Origin of the sequence: Pseudomonas agarici (genome assembly GCF_001543125.1) — a bacterium.
GTDB lineage: Bacteria > Pseudomonadota > Gammaproteobacteria > Pseudomonadales > Pseudomonadaceae > Aquipseudomonas > Aquipseudomonas agarici.
On sequence record NZ_CP014135.1, the window covers coordinates 794,173 to 815,189 of the forward strand.

At 59.8% G+C, this 21,017-nt stretch carries 20 protein-coding genes; 14 read left to right on the plus strand and 6 right to left on the minus strand.

Annotated features, from left to right (window positions below):
* The first annotated feature begins 26 nt into the window (after window positions 1-26).
* The 5 genes from AWM79_RS03610 to moaE all read left to right on the plus strand — a co-directional run bounded on the left by AWM79_RS03610 (window position 27) and on the right by moaE (window position 4,188).
* The gene (locus AWM79_RS03610) at window positions 27-1,151 is read left to right on the plus strand and encodes a polysaccharide deacetylase family protein (RefSeq protein WP_017130753.1); all 1,125 of its coding nucleotides are present in this window, start codon (window positions 27-29) and stop codon (window positions 1,149-1,151) included.
* 337 nt (window positions 1,152-1,488) lie between these two features.
* Entirely contained in the window at window positions 1,489-2,883 is a 1,395-nt protein-coding gene (locus tag AWM79_RS03615) for a PhoH family protein (protein WP_017130754.1), read from the plus strand.
* Between the two features lie 141 nt (window positions 2,884-3,024).
* Entirely contained in the window at window positions 3,025-3,498 is a 474-nt protein-coding gene (gene moaC / locus AWM79_RS03620; protein ID WP_017130755.1) for a cyclic pyranopterin monophosphate synthase MoaC, read from the plus strand.
* Window positions 3,495-3,737: a MoaD/ThiS family protein gene (locus tag AWM79_RS03625; protein ID WP_017130756.1), complete on the plus strand. Its 243-nt coding sequence runs from the start codon at window positions 3,495-3,497 to the stop codon at window positions 3,735-3,737. Before moaC ends, AWM79_RS03625 begins: the two co-directional genes overlap by 4 nt.
* A 1-nt stretch (window position 3,738) precedes the next feature.
* The gene (moaE, locus tag AWM79_RS03630) at window positions 3,739-4,188 is read left to right on the plus strand and encodes a molybdopterin synthase catalytic subunit MoaE (protein WP_060782171.1); all 450 of its coding nucleotides are present in this window, start codon (window positions 3,739-3,741) and stop codon (window positions 4,186-4,188) included.
* A 22-nt stretch (window positions 4,189-4,210) separates the two neighbouring features.
* On the opposite strand, the gene rhlB is transcribed toward moaE, so the two are convergent.
* Window positions 4,211-5,686 carry an ATP-dependent RNA helicase RhlB gene (rhlB, locus tag AWM79_RS03635; RefSeq protein WP_060782172.1) on the minus strand — a complete coding sequence of 492 codons (1,476 nt, stop codon included), beginning with the start codon at window positions 5,684-5,686 and terminating at the stop codon, window positions 4,211-4,213.
* Between the two features lie 75 nt (window positions 5,687-5,761).
* Entirely contained in the window at window positions 5,762-6,418 is a 657-nt protein-coding gene (locus AWM79_RS03640) for an alpha/beta hydrolase (protein WP_017130759.1), read from the minus strand.
* A gap of 470 nt (window positions 6,419-6,888) precedes the next feature.
* Here AWM79_RS03640 and AWM79_RS03645 point away from each other — a divergent pair, with 470 nt between their 5' ends.
* The 8 genes from AWM79_RS03645 (at window position 6,889) to AWM79_RS03680 (ending at window position 14,861) form a co-directional block, all read left to right on the plus strand.
* Complete coding sequence (locus AWM79_RS03645) at window positions 6,889-7,920, plus strand: amino acid ABC transporter substrate-binding protein (RefSeq protein WP_060782173.1); 1,032 nt, start codon at window positions 6,889-6,891, stop codon at window positions 7,918-7,920.
* A gap of 66 nt (window positions 7,921-7,986) precedes the next feature.
* On the plus strand, window positions 7,987-9,168 hold the full coding sequence (locus AWM79_RS03650) for an amino acid ABC transporter permease (RefSeq protein WP_060782174.1): 1,182 nt from the start codon (window positions 7,987-7,989) through the stop codon (window positions 9,166-9,168).
* A gap of 10 nt (window positions 9,169-9,178) precedes the next feature.
* Complete coding sequence (locus AWM79_RS03655) at window positions 9,179-10,273, plus strand: amino acid ABC transporter permease (protein WP_060782175.1); 1,095 nt, start codon at window positions 9,179-9,181, stop codon at window positions 10,271-10,273.
* Window positions 10,274-10,283: 10 nt separating this feature from the next.
* Window positions 10,284-11,048, plus strand: coding sequence for an amino acid ABC transporter ATP-binding protein (locus tag AWM79_RS03660; RefSeq protein ID WP_017130763.1), 765 nt, complete (start codon window positions 10,284-10,286; stop codon window positions 11,046-11,048).
* A gap of 361 nt (window positions 11,049-11,409) precedes the next feature.
* A complete protein-coding gene (locus tag AWM79_RS03665; RefSeq protein ID WP_060782176.1) occupies window positions 11,410-12,069 on the plus strand; it encodes a FadR/GntR family transcriptional regulator in 660 nt (219 codons plus the stop codon).
* The gene (locus AWM79_RS03670) at window positions 12,059-13,372 is read left to right on the plus strand and encodes a CynX/NimT family MFS transporter (RefSeq protein WP_060782177.1); all 1,314 of its coding nucleotides are present in this window, start codon (window positions 12,059-12,061) and stop codon (window positions 13,370-13,372) included. Before AWM79_RS03665 ends, AWM79_RS03670 begins: the two co-directional genes overlap by 11 nt.
* A gap of 93 nt (window positions 13,373-13,465) precedes the next feature.
* Entirely contained in the window at window positions 13,466-13,783 is a 318-nt protein-coding gene (locus AWM79_RS03675) for a GIY-YIG nuclease family protein (protein ID WP_060782178.1), read from the plus strand.
* Window positions 13,784-13,925: 142 nt separating this feature from the next.
* The gene (locus AWM79_RS03680) at window positions 13,926-14,861 is read left to right on the plus strand and encodes a glutathione S-transferase family protein (protein ID WP_017130767.1); all 936 of its coding nucleotides are present in this window, start codon (window positions 13,926-13,928) and stop codon (window positions 14,859-14,861) included.
* Here the strand turns inward: AWM79_RS03680 and AWM79_RS03685 are convergent.
* Together AWM79_RS03685 and yejK are read right to left on the minus strand one after the other, a co-directional pair.
* Window positions 14,858-15,217, minus strand: a complete 360-nt coding sequence (locus AWM79_RS03685) for a glutaredoxin family protein (protein ID WP_060782179.1) — start codon at window positions 15,215-15,217, stop codon at window positions 14,858-14,860. The genes AWM79_RS03680 and AWM79_RS03685 overlap by 4 nt on opposite strands.
* Before the next feature lie 3 nt (window positions 15,218-15,220).
* Window positions 15,221-16,228: a nucleoid-associated protein YejK gene (gene yejK, locus AWM79_RS03690; RefSeq protein WP_017130769.1), complete on the minus strand. Its 1,008-nt coding sequence runs from the start codon at window positions 16,226-16,228 to the stop codon at window positions 15,221-15,223.
* A gap of 394 nt (window positions 16,229-16,622) precedes the next feature.
* Here yejK and AWM79_RS03695 point away from each other — a divergent pair, with 394 nt between their 5' ends.
* Window positions 16,623-16,904 carry an HU family DNA-binding protein gene (locus AWM79_RS03695; RefSeq protein ID WP_010445708.1) on the plus strand — a complete coding sequence of 94 codons (282 nt, stop codon included), beginning with the start codon at window positions 16,623-16,625 and terminating at the stop codon, window positions 16,902-16,904.
* Window positions 16,905-16,966: 62 nt separating this feature from the next.
* Here the strand turns inward: AWM79_RS03695 and rlmF are convergent, their stop codons facing one another.
* Both rlmF and AWM79_RS03705 read right to left on the minus strand, forming a co-directional pair.
* A complete protein-coding gene (gene rlmF, locus AWM79_RS03700) occupies window positions 16,967-17,995 on the minus strand; it encodes a 23S rRNA (adenine(1618)-N(6))-methyltransferase RlmF (protein ID WP_017130770.1) in 1,029 nt (342 codons plus the stop codon).
* Between the two features lie 109 nt (window positions 17,996-18,104).
* Window positions 18,105-20,951, minus strand: coding sequence for a valine--tRNA ligase (locus AWM79_RS03705; protein ID WP_017130771.1), 2,847 nt, complete (start codon window positions 20,949-20,951; stop codon window positions 18,105-18,107).
* Window positions 20,952-21,017 lie beyond the last annotated feature (66 nt).

Here is a 21,017-nt window from a genome sequence, read left to right on the forward strand (position 1 = left end):
GCGGGTTCTGAAATGGAGTCACCTCTGTGCGTATCGCTCTTTTCCTCTGGGCCCTGCTGGCCTGTTTCGGTGCCGTCGCCGCGCCGAACGACGCAGTGACCCTGGATCGCAGCACCTGGCCCGAATCGTTGAGTAGCCCAGCGTTGTTCGATGTCGCCTCGCGGGCGGAAATTCTCTCTTTCGCCCACGCTCTGCTGATCAGCGAAATGACCGACGAGTCGGCACTCAAGCAGCGCCTGGGCCTTAAGCAGATCAATCTGACGTCGATCAATCGTGTACGAGAACGCCTCTGGCGGCGCTTGCTGGAAAACTACAACTTCGCCCGGCAAAGCTGCGATCAGGATGCCTCGTTCTGTTATTACGTCGAGGACATGGACAGTCTGAAGGAACAGGCCGGCAAGTTCCGGGTGGCCGAGGATTCCTTTTATGCGCGCTGGGCCGAACCGAGCCGGGCGTTTCACCAACGTTACCTGGACGAGTTGCTGCGCCTGGCTGCGCTGTTTCCCCAAAGCAGCAGCGAGATCGCCCTGTTCGGTGAGCCGGAGCGCAACGGCGAGGCGTTCAATGACCGGCTGTTCCTGCTGACCTTCGACGGTGGTCCGGGGGCTTTGGCAGGCCATACCGAGCAACTGACCGGCTACCTGCGTCGGCAGAAAATGCATGGCCTGTTCTTTGTCCTGGGTAGCGCCTTGCAGGCGCGGGTGGACAAGGCGTCGATCATGGCCGCGCGCGATCTCTATAACGGGCAATGCGTGGGCATCCTGGGTTGGCAGTATCGTTCCCACGGCCATTGGCAGGATTGGCAGGACTCGGTCAAGCGTAGCGCTGTGCTGGCGCAAAGCGTGTTGCCGGAGAACTACCTGCCACTGTTCCGCCCGCCCTACGGACAGCGTCAGGCGGACAGCGGGGCGTTCTTCACATCCCTGGGCTTGCAGGTGGTGTTGTGGGATATCGACTCGCTCGACGCCACCGGCAAGCTCACCGCCGAACAATCGGCCCAACGGGTGATGACCCTGATGCTGTTGTGGCGCCGTGGCGTAATCGTCTTCCATGACACTCAGGACAAAGCTCTCGGCGCATTATCCTGGCTACTCCAACAGACCGCACAAAGCGGACTGGGCTGGAAAGGCTGTAATGAGGCGTTTCGATAGGGAACCCAAGAGGCCCGTATTTGCGGGGCTTGTAGGAAATTTCTTGTAAAATTCGATGCAGGCGGACTTATGACTTTAACGGTGTCGGGCCGGCTCGCCAAGGGCTATTCGTCACTCTGAAAAATAAACTTCAAAAAAGCGTCAAAGTGCTTTTTCCTGTCACGGGTTTTGCGGTATTACGGAGTCAGACCGCCGAAACCTGCGACACAGGTGGCGTCTCCCAAGGTCCTACCTTGTGCACAGAGCGCCTGTCCCCTCCAGGCGAATTCGGCGGTCACTTCGAGGCGCGATACCGTCAAGGTCTCGCGTCGACTGGCTCCCACAAAGGTGACCGAGTATGGATGATCACGGACGCATTCCTTCTTCCAACCAGCCAATCCTTTACGTGCTCGATACCAACGTACTGATCCACGATCCAAACGCGCTGCTCAATTTCGAAGAACACCACGTCGCCATCCCAATGACCGTCCTGGAGGAACTCGACAAACTCAAGAGCGGCCATCACAGCGTGGCCTCCGAATGTCGCCAGGCGATTCGCCTGATCGACAAGACCCTGGGTGACGCCAGCCCCGAGGATGTCGAACTGGGTGTGCCGATCCAGCGCGGCAAGAGTGGGCCCAAGGGGTTGCTGTCGATTTTGATGAGCAAGCGCAGCGAACCCAATGTGCTGCTGCCGGAAAACCTCAACGACAACATCATCATCAACCAACTGGTCGACATGCACGCGCGCGACAAGGGCCTGCGCCTGGTGCTGGTGACCAAAGACATCAACATGCGCCTCAAGGCGCGCGCCTGCGGTATCGCTTCCGAGGACTACAGCACTGACCAGTTGGTCGATGACGTGGATCTGTTGCCCAAGGGCTTCCACAATGTGGTTGGCTCCTTCTGGGACCGTGTCAGCAAGGTCGAGACGCGCCAGGACCATGGTCGAACCTGGCACCAGGTGCAGATGACTGACAACCTGCCGGCCGTGCATGTCAATGAGTTCATCATCGATGAGCAAGGATTTGTCGGTTGGGTCAAGGAGATTCGGGCCGATGTGCTGTTGATCCTCGATTTACATCAGGAACCCTTGTTGCACCAGGAGGCCTGGGGCCTGAAACCGCGTGACATCTACCAGAGCCTGGCGCTGTTCGCGTTGCTCGATCCGGATATCCACCTGGTCAACCTGACCGGCGCCGCCGGTTCCGGGAAAACCATCCTGGCCCTGGCGGCGGCCATCGAGCAGACCATGGTCAGCAAGCGCTACCGGCGAATCATCGCAACCCGTAGCGTGCAGGGCCTGGATCAGGAAATCGGCTTCCTGCCCGGCACCGAGGCGGAGAAGATGGAGCCGTGGCTGGGGGCCATTACCGATAACCTCGAAGCCTTGCACATGGATGACGAAAACACCCATGGCAGCGTCGACTACATCCTCAGCAAGGTGCCTTTGCAGTTCAAATCCCTCAACTACATTCGAGGCCGCAGCTTCCAGCAAAGCCTGATCCTGATCGATGAATGCCAGAACCTCACGCCGCACCAGATGAAGACCATCATCACCCGTGCCGGCGCCGGTTCCAAAGTGGTGTGCCTGGGCAACCTGGCACAGATCGACACCCCTTATCTGTCCGCGACCAGTTCCGGGCTGACCTACCTGACCGAACGTTTCAAGGATTTCCCGAACGGTGTGCACATCACCCTGCAGGGCGTGCCGCGCTCGATCCTGGCCGAATACGCCGAATCCCACCTGTAATCCTGATCCGGGCGGCTGATACCGCCCGGTTTTTTGTCCGTCAGGAACTACCTTGAGGGGCGGCCGACAGGCCACTTGATCAGGCGTGGGCAAAGCTGACCCGCAGGTTTACAATCGACGCTCCTGATCAGGAGTATCGCTGTGCTGACTCATCTCGATTCCCAAGGTCGCGCCAACATGGTCGACGTCACCGACAAGGCCGTGACCTTCCGCGAGGCGGTGGCTCAGGCCCGCGTGCGGATGTTGCCCGAGACCCTGCAAATGATCGTCAACGGCGGCCACCCCAAGGGCGATGTGTTCGCGGTGGCGCGAATTGCCGGTATCCAGGCGGCGAAGAAAACCTCCGAGCTAATTCCCTTGTGTCATCCGCTGATGCTCACCAGTGTCAAGGTCGAGCTGAGCGCCGACGGTGCGGATGCCGTGCGTATCGTCGCGCGCTGCAAGTTGTCCGGGCAGACCGGGGTGGAAATGGAGGCGCTGACGGCAGCGAGTGTGGCGGCGTTGACGATTTACGATATGTGCAAGGCGGTGGATCGTGGCATGACCATCGACAGTGTGCGGCTCTTGGAAAAGCTCGGCGGCAAGAGCGGACACTACCTGGCGGATAAGGCATGAAGATTGTCGTGAAGTTCTTTGCCCGCTACCGCGAAGCGCTCGGAGTAGAGGAGCTGTCGCTGGAGGGAGAGTTCGCCACCGTCGATGATGTTCGCAGGCTGCTGCTCGCACGCGAGGGCGCACAGGTTTTGGGCGAACAGAACCTGATGTGCGCGCGCAATGAGGACCTTTGCCAGCTCGATGAAGCGCTGTTCGATGGCGATGAAGTGGCGTTTTTCCCTACCGTGACCGGAGGCTGAGATGGCGATTCGAGTGCAGACAGAGGCGTTCGATCCGGGGTTGGAGGTCAATGCCTTGCACGCCGCCAATCTGGGGATCGGTGCGGTGGTGAGCTTTGTCGGCTATGTCCGCGATTTCAACGACGGGCGTGAAGTGGCGCAGATGTTTCTGGAGCATTATCCGGGGATGACCGAAAGGGCCCTGAACAAGATTGTCGTGCAGGCCCAGGAGCGTTGGCCGTTGCTTGGATTGGAAGTGGTGCACCGGGTCGGCAGCCTGGAGCCAGGTGAACCCATCGTGTTCGTCGGGGTGACCAGTGCCCATCGCCAGGCCGCGTTCGATGCCTGCAATTTCGTCATGGACTACCTGAAAACCCAGGCACCGTTCTGGAAAAAGGAAACCACCGCCGATGGCCCGCGCTGGGTCGAAGGTCGCGCCAGCGACCAGACGGCGGCGGGTCGTTGGAAATAAACGGACCGCCGAGCGCGTCGTTTCAAGGGCGTTGGCGAATCACCGGGCGCAACAGTTCGGCCGGTGGGGTTTCGCAACTGATCTTGCGCCCCAGTAAGGCCTCGATCGAGGGCAACTGGTAGGAATCATCTTCCCCGGCGAAGCTGATGGACACCCCGTCGGCTCCGGCACGACCGGTCCGACCGATGCGGTGCACATAATCATCCGGCACCTCCGGCAGCGTGAAGTTGATCACGTGGCTGATACCATCGATATGGATTCCGCGCCCGGCAACATCGGTGGCAACCAGGACGCGGATCTTGCCTTCACGGAAACCTTCCAGGGTCTTGATGCGCTTGTGCTGCGGCACATCGCCGGACAGTTGCGCAGCATTGACGCCATCACGTACCAGGCGTTCTTCGATACGGCGTACTTCGTCCTTGCGATTGGCGAAGACCATGACCCGTTCCCAACCGTTGTCGGTGACCAGGTTGTACAGCAGCTTGTACTTGTCGGCGCCGGCGACGGCATAGATGTGCTGTTCGACATTCTGGCTGGCGACGTTCTGCGATTCGATCTCGACGATCGCCGGATCGGTAGTCCACTGCTTGGCGAGGTTCATCACGTCTTCGGTGAAGGTCGCGGAGAACAGCAGGGTCTGGCGTTCGCTTTTCGGTGGGGTCTGGCGAATGATCTGCCGGACCTGCGGGATGAAACCCATGTCGAGCATCCGATCGGCTTCATCCAACACCATCACCTCGACCATGTCCAGGTGCACTTCGCCACGCTGGTTGAAATCCAGCAGCCGGCCTGGGGTGGCAACGAGGATGTCGCAATGGCGGGCTTCGAGGTGTTTGAGCTGCTTGTCGAAGTCCATGCCGCCGACGAACTGCATGACGTTGAGGCCGGTGTACTTGGTCAGGTCGGCGGCGTCCTTGGCGATCTGTACCACCAGCTCACGGGTGGGCGCGATGATCAGCGCTCGCGGCTCGCCCATGTAGCGCTCTTTCGGCGGAGGAGTCTGCAACAGTTGGGTGATGATCGAGATCAGGAAGGCAGCGGTCTTGCCGGTACCGGTCTGGGCACGCCCGATAGCGTCCTTGCCAGCCAGGGTGTAGCCCAGCACTTGTGCCTGGATCGGCGTGCAATAAGGAAAGCCCAAGTCCTGGATAGCGTGCATCAGTTCCGGCGACAGCTTGAAGTCGTGGAAGCGGGTCTTGCCTTCCTGGGGCTCGACGACGAAGTCTTCGAGTTTCCATGGCAAAGGCTTCGGTTTCGGCGCTCGCTCACGGCGCGGTTGCTCGGCTTTGGGCTTTTCGTTACGTGGCTTTTCAGCTTGCTCGGGTGCAACGCGAGGGGTTGCCGGTTGGGCTTTCGGCTGGGTGGCAGGTTCGGAGCGCCTCGACGGTTGGCCGGCGGTACGGCTGTCTGGGCTGGGGGTGGGAGCGCTAGGACCTGGTGCGAGCTGCTCAGCCTCGCTTTTACCGAATATTTTTTTGAGTGCTTTGAGCACGGTCATCTCATCAATGGGTTAAGGAATGTACGCCGGCCAGTGTAATGCAAGAATCGGGCGCGGCGTAGTGCGTTACAACGATCAGTGCAAACGATCGGCCAGCCAGGTGCCGATGTCGTTGATTTCCTCAGGTAACACTTCGTGCCCCATTGGGTACTCCTGCCATCTCACGGTGACATCGAGGCGTTTCAGGTGTTCATACGCCGTGCGACCCATGGCGTTCTGCACCACCTCGTCATAACAACCGTGCAGGCAGTACACCGCAATCCGCTGCTGGCTGGCCGAAAGCTGCAGGGTGTCGCTGAAGGTCGGGGCGTAGGTCGACAGGGCGAGTACGCCACCCAAGGCACCTTTCCACCTCAGAAACGCGGTATGCAGGACCACGGCGCCCCCCTGGGAAAAGCCGGCCAGGAAAATCCGCGTCGGGTCGATCCCCGCCTTTTGCTGGTCTTCGATCAATTTGATGACCGTGTCGGCGGAAGCTTCGAGCTCTTCGTGGCTGATGGCGCGGGCTGGGCTCATAGCCCGGATGTCGTACCAACTGGGCATCGCGTAGCCGCCGTTGATCGTCACCGCACGCGTCGGCGCCTGGGGTAGCACGAAACGGGTACTCAGCAGGCGCTCTTGCAGGGCCTCGGCCACCGGCATGAAGTCATAACGGTCCGCGCCCAGGCCGTGAAGCCAGATAACACAGGCGTCGGCGGGCTTGGCGGGGTGGATGATCAAGGGCTCGGTCATGTCTGCTCCATGGGTGTGCGTGCGCTCCGATTGGGTGCGTTATTGTGGTGCGCGATGGCTGATCTATTAACAATATGTCGTAACTTTGAAAGTTTTTCGGTTGACCAATGGCAGAGTCGCGATAAGCGCCACTGTGGTACGGGCTTTGCTACGGCAGGCACGAGTGTGTGCTTTCTCGCCTGGCGGTAACACTATCAGGCTAACGCCCGCTGTGGGATAGCACAAATCCGGGTAACGGATTCAGATTGACGTTCGCCAATGGCCGGGAAGGCTTCGCGAACACGCAGGGCGCAAGCCCGCTCGACCGATTGGTGGGCAATGAGTGCCCCGGGGGATTTTCCCCCTCTAGACTCATAGCTCAAGTTCTTTGCCACTTGACCCAAAAAATAAGCCAACGCGGGTCAACAGCGCCTCATAAGGGTGCGGTAAGACTCTAGCTCCGACACAACAAGAGCAAACTGGAGGTTTGAATGAAGATGTTGAAATCCACCCTGGCAATCGTGACCGCAGCAGTCGTTCTCGGTGCCAGCGGTTTTGCCCAAGCGGGCGCCACCCTCGATGCCGTACAAAAGAAGGGGTTCGTACAGTGCGGCGTGAGTGACGGATTGCCAGGTTTCTCGGTGCCTGATGGCACCGGTAAAATCCTCGGTATCGATGCTGACGTCTGCCGTGCGGTTGCTGCTGCGGTATTCGGTGACGCGACCAAGGTCAAATTCAGCCAGTTGAACGCCAAGGAGCGTTTCACCGCGCTACAGTCCGGCGAAATCGACATCCTGTCGCGTAACACCACGATGACCAGCTCCCGTGACGCGGGCATGGGCCTGAAGTTTCCTGGCTTTGTCACTTACTACGATGGCGTGGGCTTTTTGGCCAACAACAAACTGGGCGTGAAAAGTGCCAAGGAACTGGATGGCGCGACCATCTGTATTCAGGCCGGTACTACTACCGAGCTGAACGTTTCCGACTACTTCCGCGCCAATGGCCTGAAGTACACCCCGATTACCTTCGACACCTCCGACGAAAGCGCCAAGTCGCTCGAGTCCGGTCGTTGCGACGTCCTGACCTCCGACAAATCCCAGTTGTTCGCCCAGCGCAGTAAGCTGGCTTCGCCGAAGGACTACGTGGTTCTGCCGGAAACCATTTCCAAGGAGCCTCTGGGGCCGGTCGTGCGTAACGGCGACGACGAGTGGCTGGCCATCGTTCGTTGGGTTGGCTATGCGCTGCTCAATACCGAAGAAGCCGGTATCACGTCGAAAAACGTCGAGGCTGAAGCCAAGTCCACCAAGAACCCGGATGTTGCCCGGCTGCTGGGGGCCGACGGTGAATACGGCAAAGACCTGAAGCTGCGCAAGGATTGGGTCGTGCAGATCGTCAAGCAAGTCGGTAACTACGGCGAAATCTTCGAGAAGAACCTCGGCAAGAGCACCCCGCTGGAAATCGACCGTGGCTTGAACGCCCTGTGGAACAACGGCGGCATTCAATACGCACCACCGGTGCGCTGATTGATCTATCGCCCGGCGGACTAACCGTCGGGCGATGTTTCTGTTCCGTTTTTTCTGGGGCACTACATGCAAAATCAAATCGGCGCACCAAAGCAGAGGTTTACCCTCAGCGATCCGCGAGTGCGTGCGTGGTTATTTCAGATCATCACGGTTGTCGCGGTGATCGCCTTGGGCTGGTACCTGTTCTACAACACCCAGACCAACTTGCAACACCGAGGCATCACTTCGGGTTTCGGTTTTCTCGAGCGCAGTGCCGGTTTCGGTATCGCTCAACACCTGATCGACTACACCGAGGCGGACAGTTATTCGCGGGTCTTTGTCATCGGCCTGCTCAATACCCTCCTTGTGACCTTTATCGGTGTGATCCTGGCGACGCTGCTGGGCTTTATCATCGGTATCGCGCGACTGTCTTCGAACTGGATCATCAACAAGCTGGCGACAATCTATGTCGAGGTGTTCCGTAATATCCCACCTTTGCTGCAGATCCTGTTCTGGTACTTCGCGGTATTTCTGACCATGCCGGGGCCGCGCAATAGCCATAACTTCGGCGATACCTTCTTCGTCAGTAGCCGTGGCCTGAACATGCCGGCGGCACTGGCCTCCGAAGGTTTCTGGCCGTTCGTGGCCAGTGTGGTGCTGGCCATCATCGCGATCGTGTTCATGTCGCGTTGGGCCACCCGACGCTTCGAAGAAACCGGCGTACCCTTTCATAAGTTCTGGGCCGGGCTGGCGCTGTTCATCGTGATCCCATCGCTCTGTGCGCTGATTTTCGGTGCTCCGCTGCACTGGGAAATGCCTAAGCTTCAAGGCTTCAATTTCGTCGGCGGCTGGGTATTGATCCCTGAACTGCTGGCCCTGACCCTGGCTCTGACGGTGTACACCGCCGCGTTCATCGCCGAGATCGTGCGCTCCGGGATCAGGTCGGTCAGCCATGGCCAGACCGAAGCTGCGCGCTCCCTGGGCCTGCGCAATGGTCCGACGCTGCGCAAAGTGATCATCCCGCAAGCCCTGCGCGTGATCATTCCACCGCTGACCAGCCAATACCTGAACCTGGCGAAGAACTCGTCACTGGCCGCCGGTATCGGCTACCCGGAAATGGTCTCGCTATTCGCCGGTACGGTGCTGAACCAGACTGGGCAGGCCATCGAAGTCATTGCCATCACCATGAGTGTGTACCTGGCGATCAGTATCAGCATTTCCCTGCTGATGAACTGGTACAACAAGCGCATTGCGCTGATCGAGCGGTGAGGAAACGCCCATGAGTTCCCATACTTTCAAACCCGACATGCCGCCGCCAGCCAAAGTCTTTGGCCCGATGGCCTGGATACGGGCCAATATGTTCTCTAGCTGGATCAACACGTTGTTGACCCTGTTTGCTTTCTACCTGATCTACCTGGTGGTGCCGCCGATCCTGCATTGGGCGATTTTGGACGCCAACTGGTTCGGTACCAGCCGTGCCGACTGCACCAAGGAAGGCGCCTGCTGGGTGTTCATCCAGCAGCGTTTCGGCCAGTTCATGTACGGCTACTACCCGCAGCAACTGCGCTGGCGCGTGGATTCGACCGTGTGGCTGGCGATCATCGGTGCGGCGCCGTTGTTTATCTCGCGCTTCCCGCACAAGGCACTCTACGGCCTGGGCTTCCTGGTGGCGTTCCCGATTGCTGCCTACTTTTTGCTGCACGGCGGTTTCGGCCTGGAAAACGTAGCCACCAGCCAATGGGGTGGATTGATGCTGACCCTGGTGATCGCCACCGTCGGTATCGCCGGTGCCTTGCCGCTGGGGATTCTGCTAGCGCTGGGGCGTCGTTCGAACCTGCCGGCGATCCGGGTGGTCTGCGTGACCTTCATCGAGTTCTGGCGCGGCGTACCGTTGATCACCGTGCTGTTCATGTCCTCGGTAATGTTGCCGTTGTTCCTGCCTGAAGGCATGAACTTCGACAAGCTGCTGCGGGCGTTGATTGGGGTGATCCTGTTCCAGTCGGCCTATGTCGCCGAGGTGGTCCGTGGTGGGCTGCAAGCGATCCCCAAAGGCCAGTACGAGGCCGCCGCCGCGATGGGGCTGGGCTATTGGCGCAGCATGGGCCTGGTGGTGCTGCCGCAAGCCCTGAAGCTGGTGATTCCCGGCATCGTCAACACGCTGATTGCGCTGTTCAAGGACACCAGCCTGGTGATCATCATCGGTCTGTTCGACCTGCTCAACAGCGTCAAGCAAGCTGCCGCCGACCCGAAATGGCTGGGCATGGCCACTGAAGGCTACGTGTTTGCCGCCTTGGTGTTCTGGATTTTCTGTTTTGGTATGTCCCGCTATTCCATGCATTTGGAACGTAAGCTGGACACAGGCCACAAGCGTTAGGAGTTTTTTCATGAGTGAAGCGATCAAACAGCCTGTGAGCCCTGAAGGCATTATCCAGATGCAGGGCGTGAACAAATGGTACGGCCAGTTCCATGTGCTCAAGGACATCAACCTGAACGTCAAGCCGGGTGAGCGTATCGTTCTGTGTGGCCCATCGGGCTCGGGCAAGTCCACTACCATCCGCTGCCTCAACCGTCTGGAAGAACACCAGCAGGGCCGCATTGTGGTCGATGGCGTGGAACTGACCAACGATCTCAAGCAGATCGAAGCGATTCGCCGCGAAGTCGGCATGGTGTTCCAGCACTTCAACCTGTTCCCGCACCTGACCATCCTACAAAACTGCACCCTGGCGCCGATGTGGGTACGCAAGCTGCCCAAGCGCAAGGCGGAAGAGATCGCCATGCACTACTTGGAGCGGGTGCGTATCCCGGAGCAGGCCCACAAGTTTCCGGGGCAGTTGTCCGGCGGTCAGCAGCAGCGCGTGGCGATTGCTCGTGCGCTGTGTATGAAACCGAAGATCATGCTGTTCGATGAACCGACCTCGGCTCTCGACCCGGAAATGGTCAAGGAGGTACTCGATACCATGATCGGCCTGGCCGAAGACGGTATGACCATGCTCTGCGTCACCCATGAAATGGGTTTTGCCCGTACCGTGGCGAACCGTGTGATCTTCATGGACAAAGGCGAGATCGTCGAGCAGGCGGTGCCGAACGAGTTCTTCGACAATCCGCAGAACGAGCGGACCCGGTTGTTCCTGAGCCAGATCTTGCATTAATCGATAGGCGCTGTATGAAAAACCCGGACTTGTTCCGGGTTTTTTTGCATTGGGGTTCGCGCTATGTGACCAGTTATGGCGAAGAACAACAGCGAGGTCAGGGGCTTATGGTGCCGAAATTGGCTAACGGAACTAACCACACAGGCCGATGGGTCTGCACGAAATGTTTTCGAGCGCAGGCAAGGCGAAAGCAGGCGAGCAGACGCAATTGACGGGTGGCCAATGAGCATTGAAGGGTAATTTTTAGATAGATGGCATCCTCTGCGTGGGTTGTAGGAATCGTTAACCCTTGAGCTCATTACGGGATCTGGGATAGGCTATTTGTAAATTCATCCGATGATTGGATGTTAAGGCCAATTCCATGTCTTCCAGCATTCCCCTGATCAAGCGTTCCCTGGTTGACCAGGCTCTGGAGCAATTGCGTGAACGTATTACCCTTGGCAGCTGGGTCGTGGGCGAGCGTTTGCCGACCGAGCCGGAGCTGGCTGCCGAGCTGGGTATCAGCCGCAATACCGTGCGCGAGGCGATGCGCGTGCTGGCGTTTTCCGGGTTGATCGAGATCCGTCAGGGTGACGGCAGCTACCTGCGCGCTAGCACCGATCCGTTAGCCACCATGCAAGCGCTGTCGCGCTGTTCCTTGGATCAGGCCCGTGAGACGCGGCACAGTTTTGAAGTCGAGGCTGTTGGCCTGGCGGCCCTGCGCCGCACCGACGAGGACCTCAGAGGCCTGCGCGAGGCCCTGGCGATCAGTGGTGATCACTATCACGGCGACCTCGACAACTATATCGCCTGCGACCTGGTGTTTCACCAACGCCTCATCGACGCTGCACACAACCCGATGCTCAGCGAGCTGTATCGTTATTTTTCCAGTGTGATTGCCGGTGCGCTGCACCAGACGCTGGATATCACGCCCCGTCGCCAATCGGTGTTCGATCTGCATGTCGCCTTGCTCGAGGCGGTCGAGCAGCGCGACCCGGAACGTGCCAAGGCCCTGTGCCGGACTTTGATCAATGAACCTTGAATCCGAGAGCACTATGCCCCGTTCTTTTTCAGCTACCGATACACCCACGCCCGTCCAGTCGTCGGAGCTCGACAAGCTGCTGATCGATGCCGAAGCCGATGACGCCAGCGTCCAGCAGGGGCAACCGTTGCTGCGCCGTCCCTGGTTGTTATTGTTGGGGCTGATCCTGGTGGCCCTTAATCTGCGTCCCGCGCTGTCGAGCATGGCACCGATGCTCAGCGAGGTGTCCCGCAGCCTGGGTCTGTCGTCGGCCAGAGCCGGCTTGCTGACTACCTTGCCGGTGCTTTGCCTGGGGCTGTTTGCACCCTTGGCGCCAGTGTTGGCACGACGCTTTGGCAGTGAGCGGGTCGTGCTGGGGATTCTGTTGACCCTGGCGGCGGGCCTGATCGTGCGCAGTTCTTTCGGCGAGTTCGGTTTGTTTGCTGGCAGCATCATGGCGGGCGCGAGTATCGGGGTGATCGGTGTCCTGTTGCCGGGAATCGTCAAGCGCGACTTTGCCAAACAGGCCGGGACCATGACCGGGGTCTACACCATGGCCCTGTGCTTGGGCGCCGCGATGGCGGCGGGGGCGACGGTACCACTGAGCCAGCACCTGGGTAACAGTTGGTCGCTGGGCCTGGGCTTCTGGGTGATCCCCGCGTTGGTGGCGGCGCTACTGTGGTTGCCACAGGTCGGCAGCAAGCACGGCGCCCATCGGGCGGGGTATCGCGTGCGCGGTCTGTTGCGCGATCCCCTGGCCTGGCAGGTGACGTTATACATGGGACTGCAATCGTCCTTGGCCTATATTGTCTTTGGTTGGCTGCCTTCGGTGCTGATCGGTCGCGGCCTGACGGCGACCCAGGCGGGGATCGTGCTGTCCGGTTCGATCCTCCTGCAATTGGCCAGCTCATTGGTCGCGCCCTGGCTGGCGACCCGTGGCAAAGACCAGCGTCTGGCGATCCTGGTGGTCATGCTGCTGACCCTGGGCGGTCTGTTCGGTTGCCTGTATGCGCCGCTCGATGGGCTGTGGGGCTGGGCGATCCTGCTGGGACTGGGGCAGGGTGGCACTTTCAGCCTGGCGCTGACCCTGATCGTGCTGCGCTCACGGGATGCCCATGTGGCGGCAAACCTGTCGAGCATGGCCCAGGGTGTCGGTTACACCCTGGCTTCCATGGGGCCGTTCGCGGTGGGGTTGGTGCATGATTTCACGGGTAGCTGGCAGGCACTGGGCTGGATCTTCGGCGTGATCGGTCTAGGTGCCATCATTGCCGGCCTTGGCGCCGGTCGGGCGCGCTATGTGCAGGTTAGCAGCGAAAAACTCTGAAGTACCTCGCGCTATACGGTTTGAAGGGATTCCAGGCGAGCCGCTAAGGTCTGCTAAAATGCCGGCCCCGCTGCCACCGAGTTCTGTTGTCACGTGAACACCTGCCAAGCGCCGATTGCCGTCACTGAAGTTGCCAAGCCCTGGTTTGTCTATCTGGTCCGGGCAGCCAACGGCTCGCTGTATTGCGGCATCAGCGATGATCCCCAAAGGCGCTTTGCTTCGCACCAGAGCGGTAAGGGCGCGCGCTTCTTTCATTCGAGCCCAGCAGTGGCGCTGGTGTATGTCGAGGCATGCCGGGACAAGGGCGAGGCCTTGCGCCAGGAACGCCTGATCAAGAAATTGCGAAAAAGTGCCAAGGAACACTTGGCGGCGAGCTTCAGCCTGAAGGACTTTTCGGCTAGCCAAAAATGACAAAGGGCGTCTTTCGGCGCCCATCACAAACAGGCTGGCCTGTCATTGATACCAGTGCTAAGGCGACATCAGGCCACCCAGGTAGGCTGCCTGCGATTTGCGGGCTAAGCTGCGAGTTCCTATCTGTCCGAGGGACGCCAGCATGTCTGAGTTGATTCTTCACCACTATGCCACTTCTCCTTTCGCCGAAAAGGCCCGGCTGCTGCTGGGGTTCAAGGGTCTGTCCTGGCGTTCGGTGACTATTTCGCCGGTGATGCCCAAGCCGGATCTGACGGCATTGACCGGTGGCTATCGCAAGACGCCGGTGTTACAGGTGGGCGCGGATATCTATTGCGATACCGAGCTGATCGCTCGGCGTCTCGAACAACAAAAGGCTTCGCCGACGCTGTTCCCCGAAGGGCGGGAAATGGTCGTGGCGACTTTCGCCGCTTGGGCCGACTCGGTACTGTTCAGGCACGCGGCGAGCCTGGTCTTCCAGCCGGAGTCGGCGGCGGTGCGTTTTGCCCGATTGTCCGCGGAGCAGCTCGAGGTCTTCAAGGCTGATCGCGCCGGCCTTTTCAGTGGTGGTTCGGCCACGCGGGTGCGCCTGGAAGAGGCCAAACATCAGTGGCCGACCTTTATGGCGCGCCTGGAACAGCAGTTGCAGCGTGAAGGGGGTGACTTCCTGTTTGGCGAACCATCCATTGCCGATATTGCAGTGGCCCATTCGCTGTGGTTCCTCAAGGCCACGCCTGTCACGTCGCCGCTGGTTGACGAGTATCCGGCTGTCTCTGCCTGGTTCGCTCGGGTGATGAGGTTCGGGCATGGCGCTTCGAATGTCATGAGCGCGGACGAAGCGTTGCAGGTCGCTCGGGAGGCCACGCCAACCGATCTCCCCGATGAAGTCTTCAATGACCCGAACGGCTTCAAGGCCGGTCAGGAGGTGGTAATTGCCGCGACCGATTACGGTGTTGATCCGGTGGTCGGCGAGTTGCTGTTTGCGGGGTGCGAGGAACTGATCCTGCGACGTGAAGATGAACGCGCGGGTGTTGTGCATGTGCATTTTCCACGCCTTGGGTTCAAGATCGAGGCTCGTTAGGGGGGGTATTTCAGGGCGGCGATGATCGCCTCCGGCTGATAACCGCGGATCAAGGTGCCGTTGACATCCAGCATGGGAATGCCCGCGCCGCCCAGGGCAGTATAGGCCTTGCGCGCCTCGGCGTTTTTCTCGATATCGAATTCCTTATAGGGAATCCCTTGTTGGTCGAGAAAACGTCGGGTCGGCTTGCAGTAGCCGCACCAGTCGGTGGCATAGAGGGTCACTCGGGCCTTGGCCAGGGTTTGTTCGGGGACCGCCGAACCGAGATTGAGCAGCCGCTCGATCTTGCCCCAGTTCTGATGGACCACGACCACCAGCAGGATTAGCAGGAATTTCTTCAACATGCCATGGAGCACGATTCAGTCCTTGCGGCGCTTGAGCTGATCGGTGAGCTGGGTCGGCAGGCCCTTGATGATCAGGGTCCCGGCTTCCTCGTCATATTCGATCTTCGAGCCCAGCAGATGCGCTTCAAAACTGATGGACAGACCTTCGGCGCGACCGGTGAAACGACGGAACTGGTTCAGGGTGCGTTTGTCGGCTGGGATTTCCGGCGACAAGCCATAATCCTTGTTACGGATATGTTCGTAGAACGCCCGCGGGCGGTCTTCGTCGATCAGCCCCGAGAGCTCTTCCAGGCCCATGGGTTCGCCCATCTTGGCCTGGCTGCTGGCGTAGTCCACCAGAGTCTTGGTTTTCTCGCGGGCATCGTCTTCGGGCAGGTCTTCGCTTTCGACGAAGTCACTGAAGGCCTTGAGCAGTGTCCGAGTCTCACCCGGACCGTCGACACCTTCCTGACAGCCGATGAAGTCGCGGAAGTACTCCGAGACCTTCTTGCCGTTCTTGCCCTTGATAAAGGAAATGTATTGCTTGGATTGCTGGTTGTTCTGCCACTCGGAAATGTTGATGCGTGCAGCCAGGTGCAACTGGGCCAGGTCCAGGTGACGGGAAGGGGTGACGTCCAACTCGGCATTCACTGCCACGCCTTCACTGTGGTGCAACAGGGCAATCGCCAGGTAATCAGTCATGCCTTGCTGATAGTGGGCGAACAGGACATGGCCGCCGACCGAGAGGTTGGACTCTTCCATCAGCTTCTGCAGGTGCTCCACGGCGACCCGACTGAACGCGGTAAAGTCCCTGCCGCCATCCAGGTACTCTTTCAGCCAGCCGCTGAAAGGGTGGGCGCCGGACTCGGCGTGAAAAAAACCCCAGGCCTTGCCCTGCTTGGCGTTATAGCTTTCGTTGAGGTCGGCCAGCATGTGTTCGATGGCCTGGGACTCGCTCAATTCGGAGTCGCGGGCGTGGAGTACGGCAGGTGTGCCATCGGGTTTCTTGTCGATCAGGTGGACGATACAATGACGGATCGGCATGGGCTTCTCGGCTGATTGTCAGGGGGAGCAGCAGCTCCCCGGAAAAGCTATCAGTGTACCGTAGACGCGGACGGAATCAGCGTTCGCGAGGCCAAACGGGGTCGAGCGGCGGTTTCTGGCAGTTTTTTTCGAAAACCGGAGCAAAAGCTGGCCAAATGGCTAGGTAGAAGCGGATATTTCCCCGTCTCTGTGCTAGTTTTGCCCCGTCTTGCGCCCAGTAAGGGCGCAAAGCGCGCATTCAGCAGCTATCAGGTCGAACCAAACCCCGCTTTTGTTATCTACATCCGCGATCCGTGGTGGTTTATCAGCGGGGTGTCAGGTCCACAAGACTTGGCTCGACGGCTGACACTGCACTCTGCAATCCAAATGAATTTGATAGGGAAGGAACATCTCAATGGCTATTACTAAAGACCAACTGATCGCTGATATCGCCGAAGCTACCGCTCTGCAGAAGACTGAAGTGCGTAAGGTTCTCGAGCAACTGACCGATATCGTTGCTGATCAATTGGAAAATGGTGGCGAAATCACTCTGCCAGGCGTTGGCAAGCTGAAAGTGACCGAGCGTCCTGCCCGTACTGGCCGTAACCCTTCGACTGGCGCCGCCATCGAAATCGCTGCCAAGAAAGTTATCAAGCTCGTCGTGGCTAAGGCTCTGACTGACGCGGTTAACAAGTAAGACGCAGCGCAACCGTGCTTCGGAGCGATCCGGGCGCGGTTTTTTTTCGCCTGGTGAAAGACTCAGGCGCGAGCCGCGCTCCAGTGCTGCCGTGCCCAGGCTTGTTGCTGGGCCTTGTTGTGGAAGGTCCAGGCAATGAAACGGCTCTGCTTCTGGCCCTGAGACATTTCCACCACCTTGCTCTCCACGGCGCCGACCTTCTTCAGTGCCACGTCGATGGCCGGCAGGTTTGAGGCCTTGGATACCAAGGTGCTGAACCACAGCACCTGGTTCGCCAACGGCGGGCTTTCGCTGATCAGTTGGGTGACGAAGCGGGCTTCGCCACCTTCACACCATAATTCCGCCGATTGGCCGCCAAAATTCAGCACCGGCAGCTTGCGCTTGGGATCAGCCTTGCCCAGGGCGCGCCATTTGCGCCGGCTGCCGCTCCGGGCCTCGTCCAGGGAGGCGTGAAATGGCGGGTTACACATTGTCAGCTCAAAACGCTCGGTGCTTTCCAGCAGGCCACTGAGGATGTGCTTTGGATTGCCTTGCTGGCGCAGGCTGATGGCCTTGTTCAAGCCGTTGGACTGGACGACTGCCTTGGCGGCCGCCAGCGCGGTGGTATCGATGTCCGAGCCGAGGAACTGCCAGCGATAGTCGCTGTGGCCGATCAATGGGTAGATGCAGTTGGCGCCGACCCCGATATCCAACACGCGCACGGCGGCGCCACGAGGAATGTTGCCTTCATTGCTTTCGGCCAGCAGGTCGGCGAGAAAGTGCACATAATCGGCACGTCCCGGCACCGGTGGGCAGAGGAAGTCGGTGGGAATATCCCAGTGCTGGATACCGTAGAAGGCCTTGAGCAGCGCCCGGTTGAACACGCGCACGGCGGCCGGGTCGGCAAAGTCGATGCTTTGCTTGCCATGGGGGTTGAGGATGACGAACTTGCCCAGTTCGGGGCAACCCTTGATCAGTTGCGGGAAGTCATAGCGGCCCTGGTGACGGTTGCGTGGGTGCAGGCTGGCTTTCTCGCGTGGCTCGACGGCCTTGACCGAGGCGACGGGCTTGGGCTTCTTGCGCGGGGCTTTGGGGTGGCTCGGGGCGTTCATGGGCAGGATCGATTCGGGTAGGACTTGAAGGGCAGGCATTGTCCCATATTCACCGGTAGTGCCCATGAAAAAGGACTCCGCAGAGTCCTTTTTCAGTCAAACATCAGCCTTACAGGCTGGCAATCCGCGCATGTTGCTCGGCCAGCTTGCCCAGGGCCTGTTCGGCCTCGGCCAGTTTGGCGCGCTCTTTGTCGATGACTTCGGCGGGCGCCTTGTCGACGAACGCGGCATTCGACAGCTTGCCGCCCACCCGTTGCACTTCACCTTGCAGGCGCAGGATTTCCTTGTCCAGGCGGGCCAATTCGGCGCTCTTGTCGATCAACCCGGCCATCGGCACCAGCACTTCCATCTCGCCCACCAGGGCGGTAGCGGACAGCGGGGCCTCGTCGCCAGCAGCCAGCACGGTGATCGATTCGAGCTTGGCGAGCTTTTTCAGCAGTTGCTCGTTCTCGTTCAGGCGACGCAGGTCTTGCTCGTTGAGGTTCTTCAGGAACAACGCCAATGGTTTGCCCGGGCCGATATTCATCTCGGCGCGGATGTTGCGCACGCCGAGCATCAAGCCCTTGAGCCATTCGATATCGTCTTCGGCAACCGGGTCGATACGCGCTTCGCTGGCCACCGGCCACGGTTGCAGCATGATGGTCGGGCCGACAGCGCCGACCAGCGGCGCCAGGCGCTGCCAGATTTCCTCGGTGATGAACGGCATGAACGGATGTGCCAGGCGCAGGGCCACTTCCAGCACGCGCACCAGCGTGCGACGGGTGCCGCGATGGCGCTCGATCGGTGCGTTCTCGTCCCACAGGACCGGCTTGGACAGCTCCAGATACCAGTCGCAGTACTGGTTCCAGATGAACTCGTAGAGGGCCTGAGCCGCGAGGTCGAAGCGGAACTGGTCGAGCTGGCGGGTCACTTCGGCTTCGGTGCGCTGCAACTGCGAGATGATCCAGCGATCCGCCAGGGACAGCTCGTAGGCTTCACCGTTCTGGCCGCAGTCTTCGCCTTTGTCCAACACATAGCGAGCGGCGTTCCAGATCTTGTTACAGAAGTTGCGATAGCCTTCGACGCGGCCCATGTCGAACTTGATGTCGCGACCGGTGGAAGCCAGTGAGCAGAAGGTGAAGCGCAGGGCATCGGTGCCATAGCTGGCGATACCTTCGGCGAACTCGGCGCGGGTCTGCTTCTCGATGGTCTTCTGCAACTTAGGCTGCATCAGGCCGGTGGTGCGTTTGTGCACCAGCGCTTCGAGTTCGATACCGTCGATGATGTCCAGCGGGTCGAGGACATTACCCTTGGACTTGGACATCTTCTGGCCCTGGCCATCACGCACCAGGCCATGGACGTACACGGTCTTGAACGGAACCTGCGGCGTGCCGTCCGCGTTCTTCACCAGATGCATGGTCAGCATGATCATCCGGGCGACCCAGAAGAAAATGATGTCGAAGCCGGTCACCAGCACATCGGTGGAGTGGAAGGTTTTGAGGGCGTCGGTCTGCTGCGGCCAGCCCAGGGTGGAGAAGGTCCACAGGCCCGAACTGAACCAGGTGTCGAGAACGTCGTTGTCCTGTTGCAGGACAACATCCGGACCGAGGTTGTGCTTGGCACGGACTTCGGCCTCATCGCGACCGACATAGACCTTGCCCGACTCGTCGTACCAGGCCGGAATCCGGTGGCCCCACCACAGTTGGCGGCTGATGCACCAATCCTGGATATCGCGCATCCAGGAGAAGTACATGTTCTCATACTGTTTGGGCACGAAGGCGATGCGGCCGTCTTCCACGGCGGCGATGGCCGGTTCGGCCAAAGGTTTGGTCGACACATACCATTGGTCGGTCAGCCATGGTTCGATGATGGTGCCGGAGCGATCGCCCTTCGGCACTTTCAAATTGTGGTCGTCAACGCTGACCAGCAGGCCGGCGGCGTCGAAAGCGGCGACGATCTGCCGACGCGCTTCGAACCGATCGAGGCCGGCGTATTGCGCCGGGATCTTGCCGTCGATGCTGTCATTGAGCGTGCCGTCGAGGTTGAACACCTGGCAGGCGGACAGGACGCGGGCGTTCTTGTCGAAGATGTTCAGCAATGGCAGCGCGTGGCGCTTGCCGACTTCATAGTCGTTGAAGTCGTGGGCGGGGGTGATCTTCACGCAGCCGGTGCCGAATTCAGGGTCGCAGTAATCGTCGGCAATGATCGGGATACGGCGGCCGACCAGCGGCAGTTCGACGAACTTACCGATCAGCGCCTTGTAGCGTCCGTCCTGTGGGTTGACCGCGACGGCGGCGTCGCCAAGCATGGTTTCCGGACGAGTGGTTGCCACGATCAGGTAATCCAGGCCTTCAGCGGTCTTGGCGCCATCGGCCAGCGGGTAGCGCAGGTTCCACAGGAAACCCTTCTCGTCGTGGTTTTCCACTTCAAGGTCGGAAATCGCCGTGTGCAGTTGGGTGTCCCAGTTGACCAGGCGCTTGCCGCGATAGATCAGACCGTCTTCGTGCAGGCGCACGAACGCTTCCTTGACGGCTTCCGAAAGACCGTCGTCCATGGTGAAGCGCTCGCGGCTCCAGTCCACCGAAGAGCCCAGGCGACGGATCTGCCGGCTGATATTGCCGCCGGATTGATCCTTCCATTGCCATACCTTCTCGAGAAACTTCTCGCGTCCCAGGTCGTGACGGCTCTGGCCCTGGGCTTCGAGCTGGCGCTCCACCAGCATCTGTGTGGCGATCCCCGCGTGGTCGGTGCCTGGCTGCCACAAGGTGTTGCGCCCCTGCATGCGGCGGAAACGGATCAGGGCGTCCATGATCGCGTTGTTGAAGCCGTGACCCATATGCAGGCTGCCGGTGACGTTCGGCGGCGGGATCATGATGGTGTAGGAGTCGCCCGCGCCTTGCGGGGCGAAGTAATTCTCGGACTCCCAAGTCTGGTACCAGGAAGTTTCAATGGCGTGCGGTTGGTAGGTCTTATCCATGCGCGGCGGGACCCTTAGGCATTAATTCAGGAAAGCCGACAAGTATAACGGGGATATTGCGCGGGG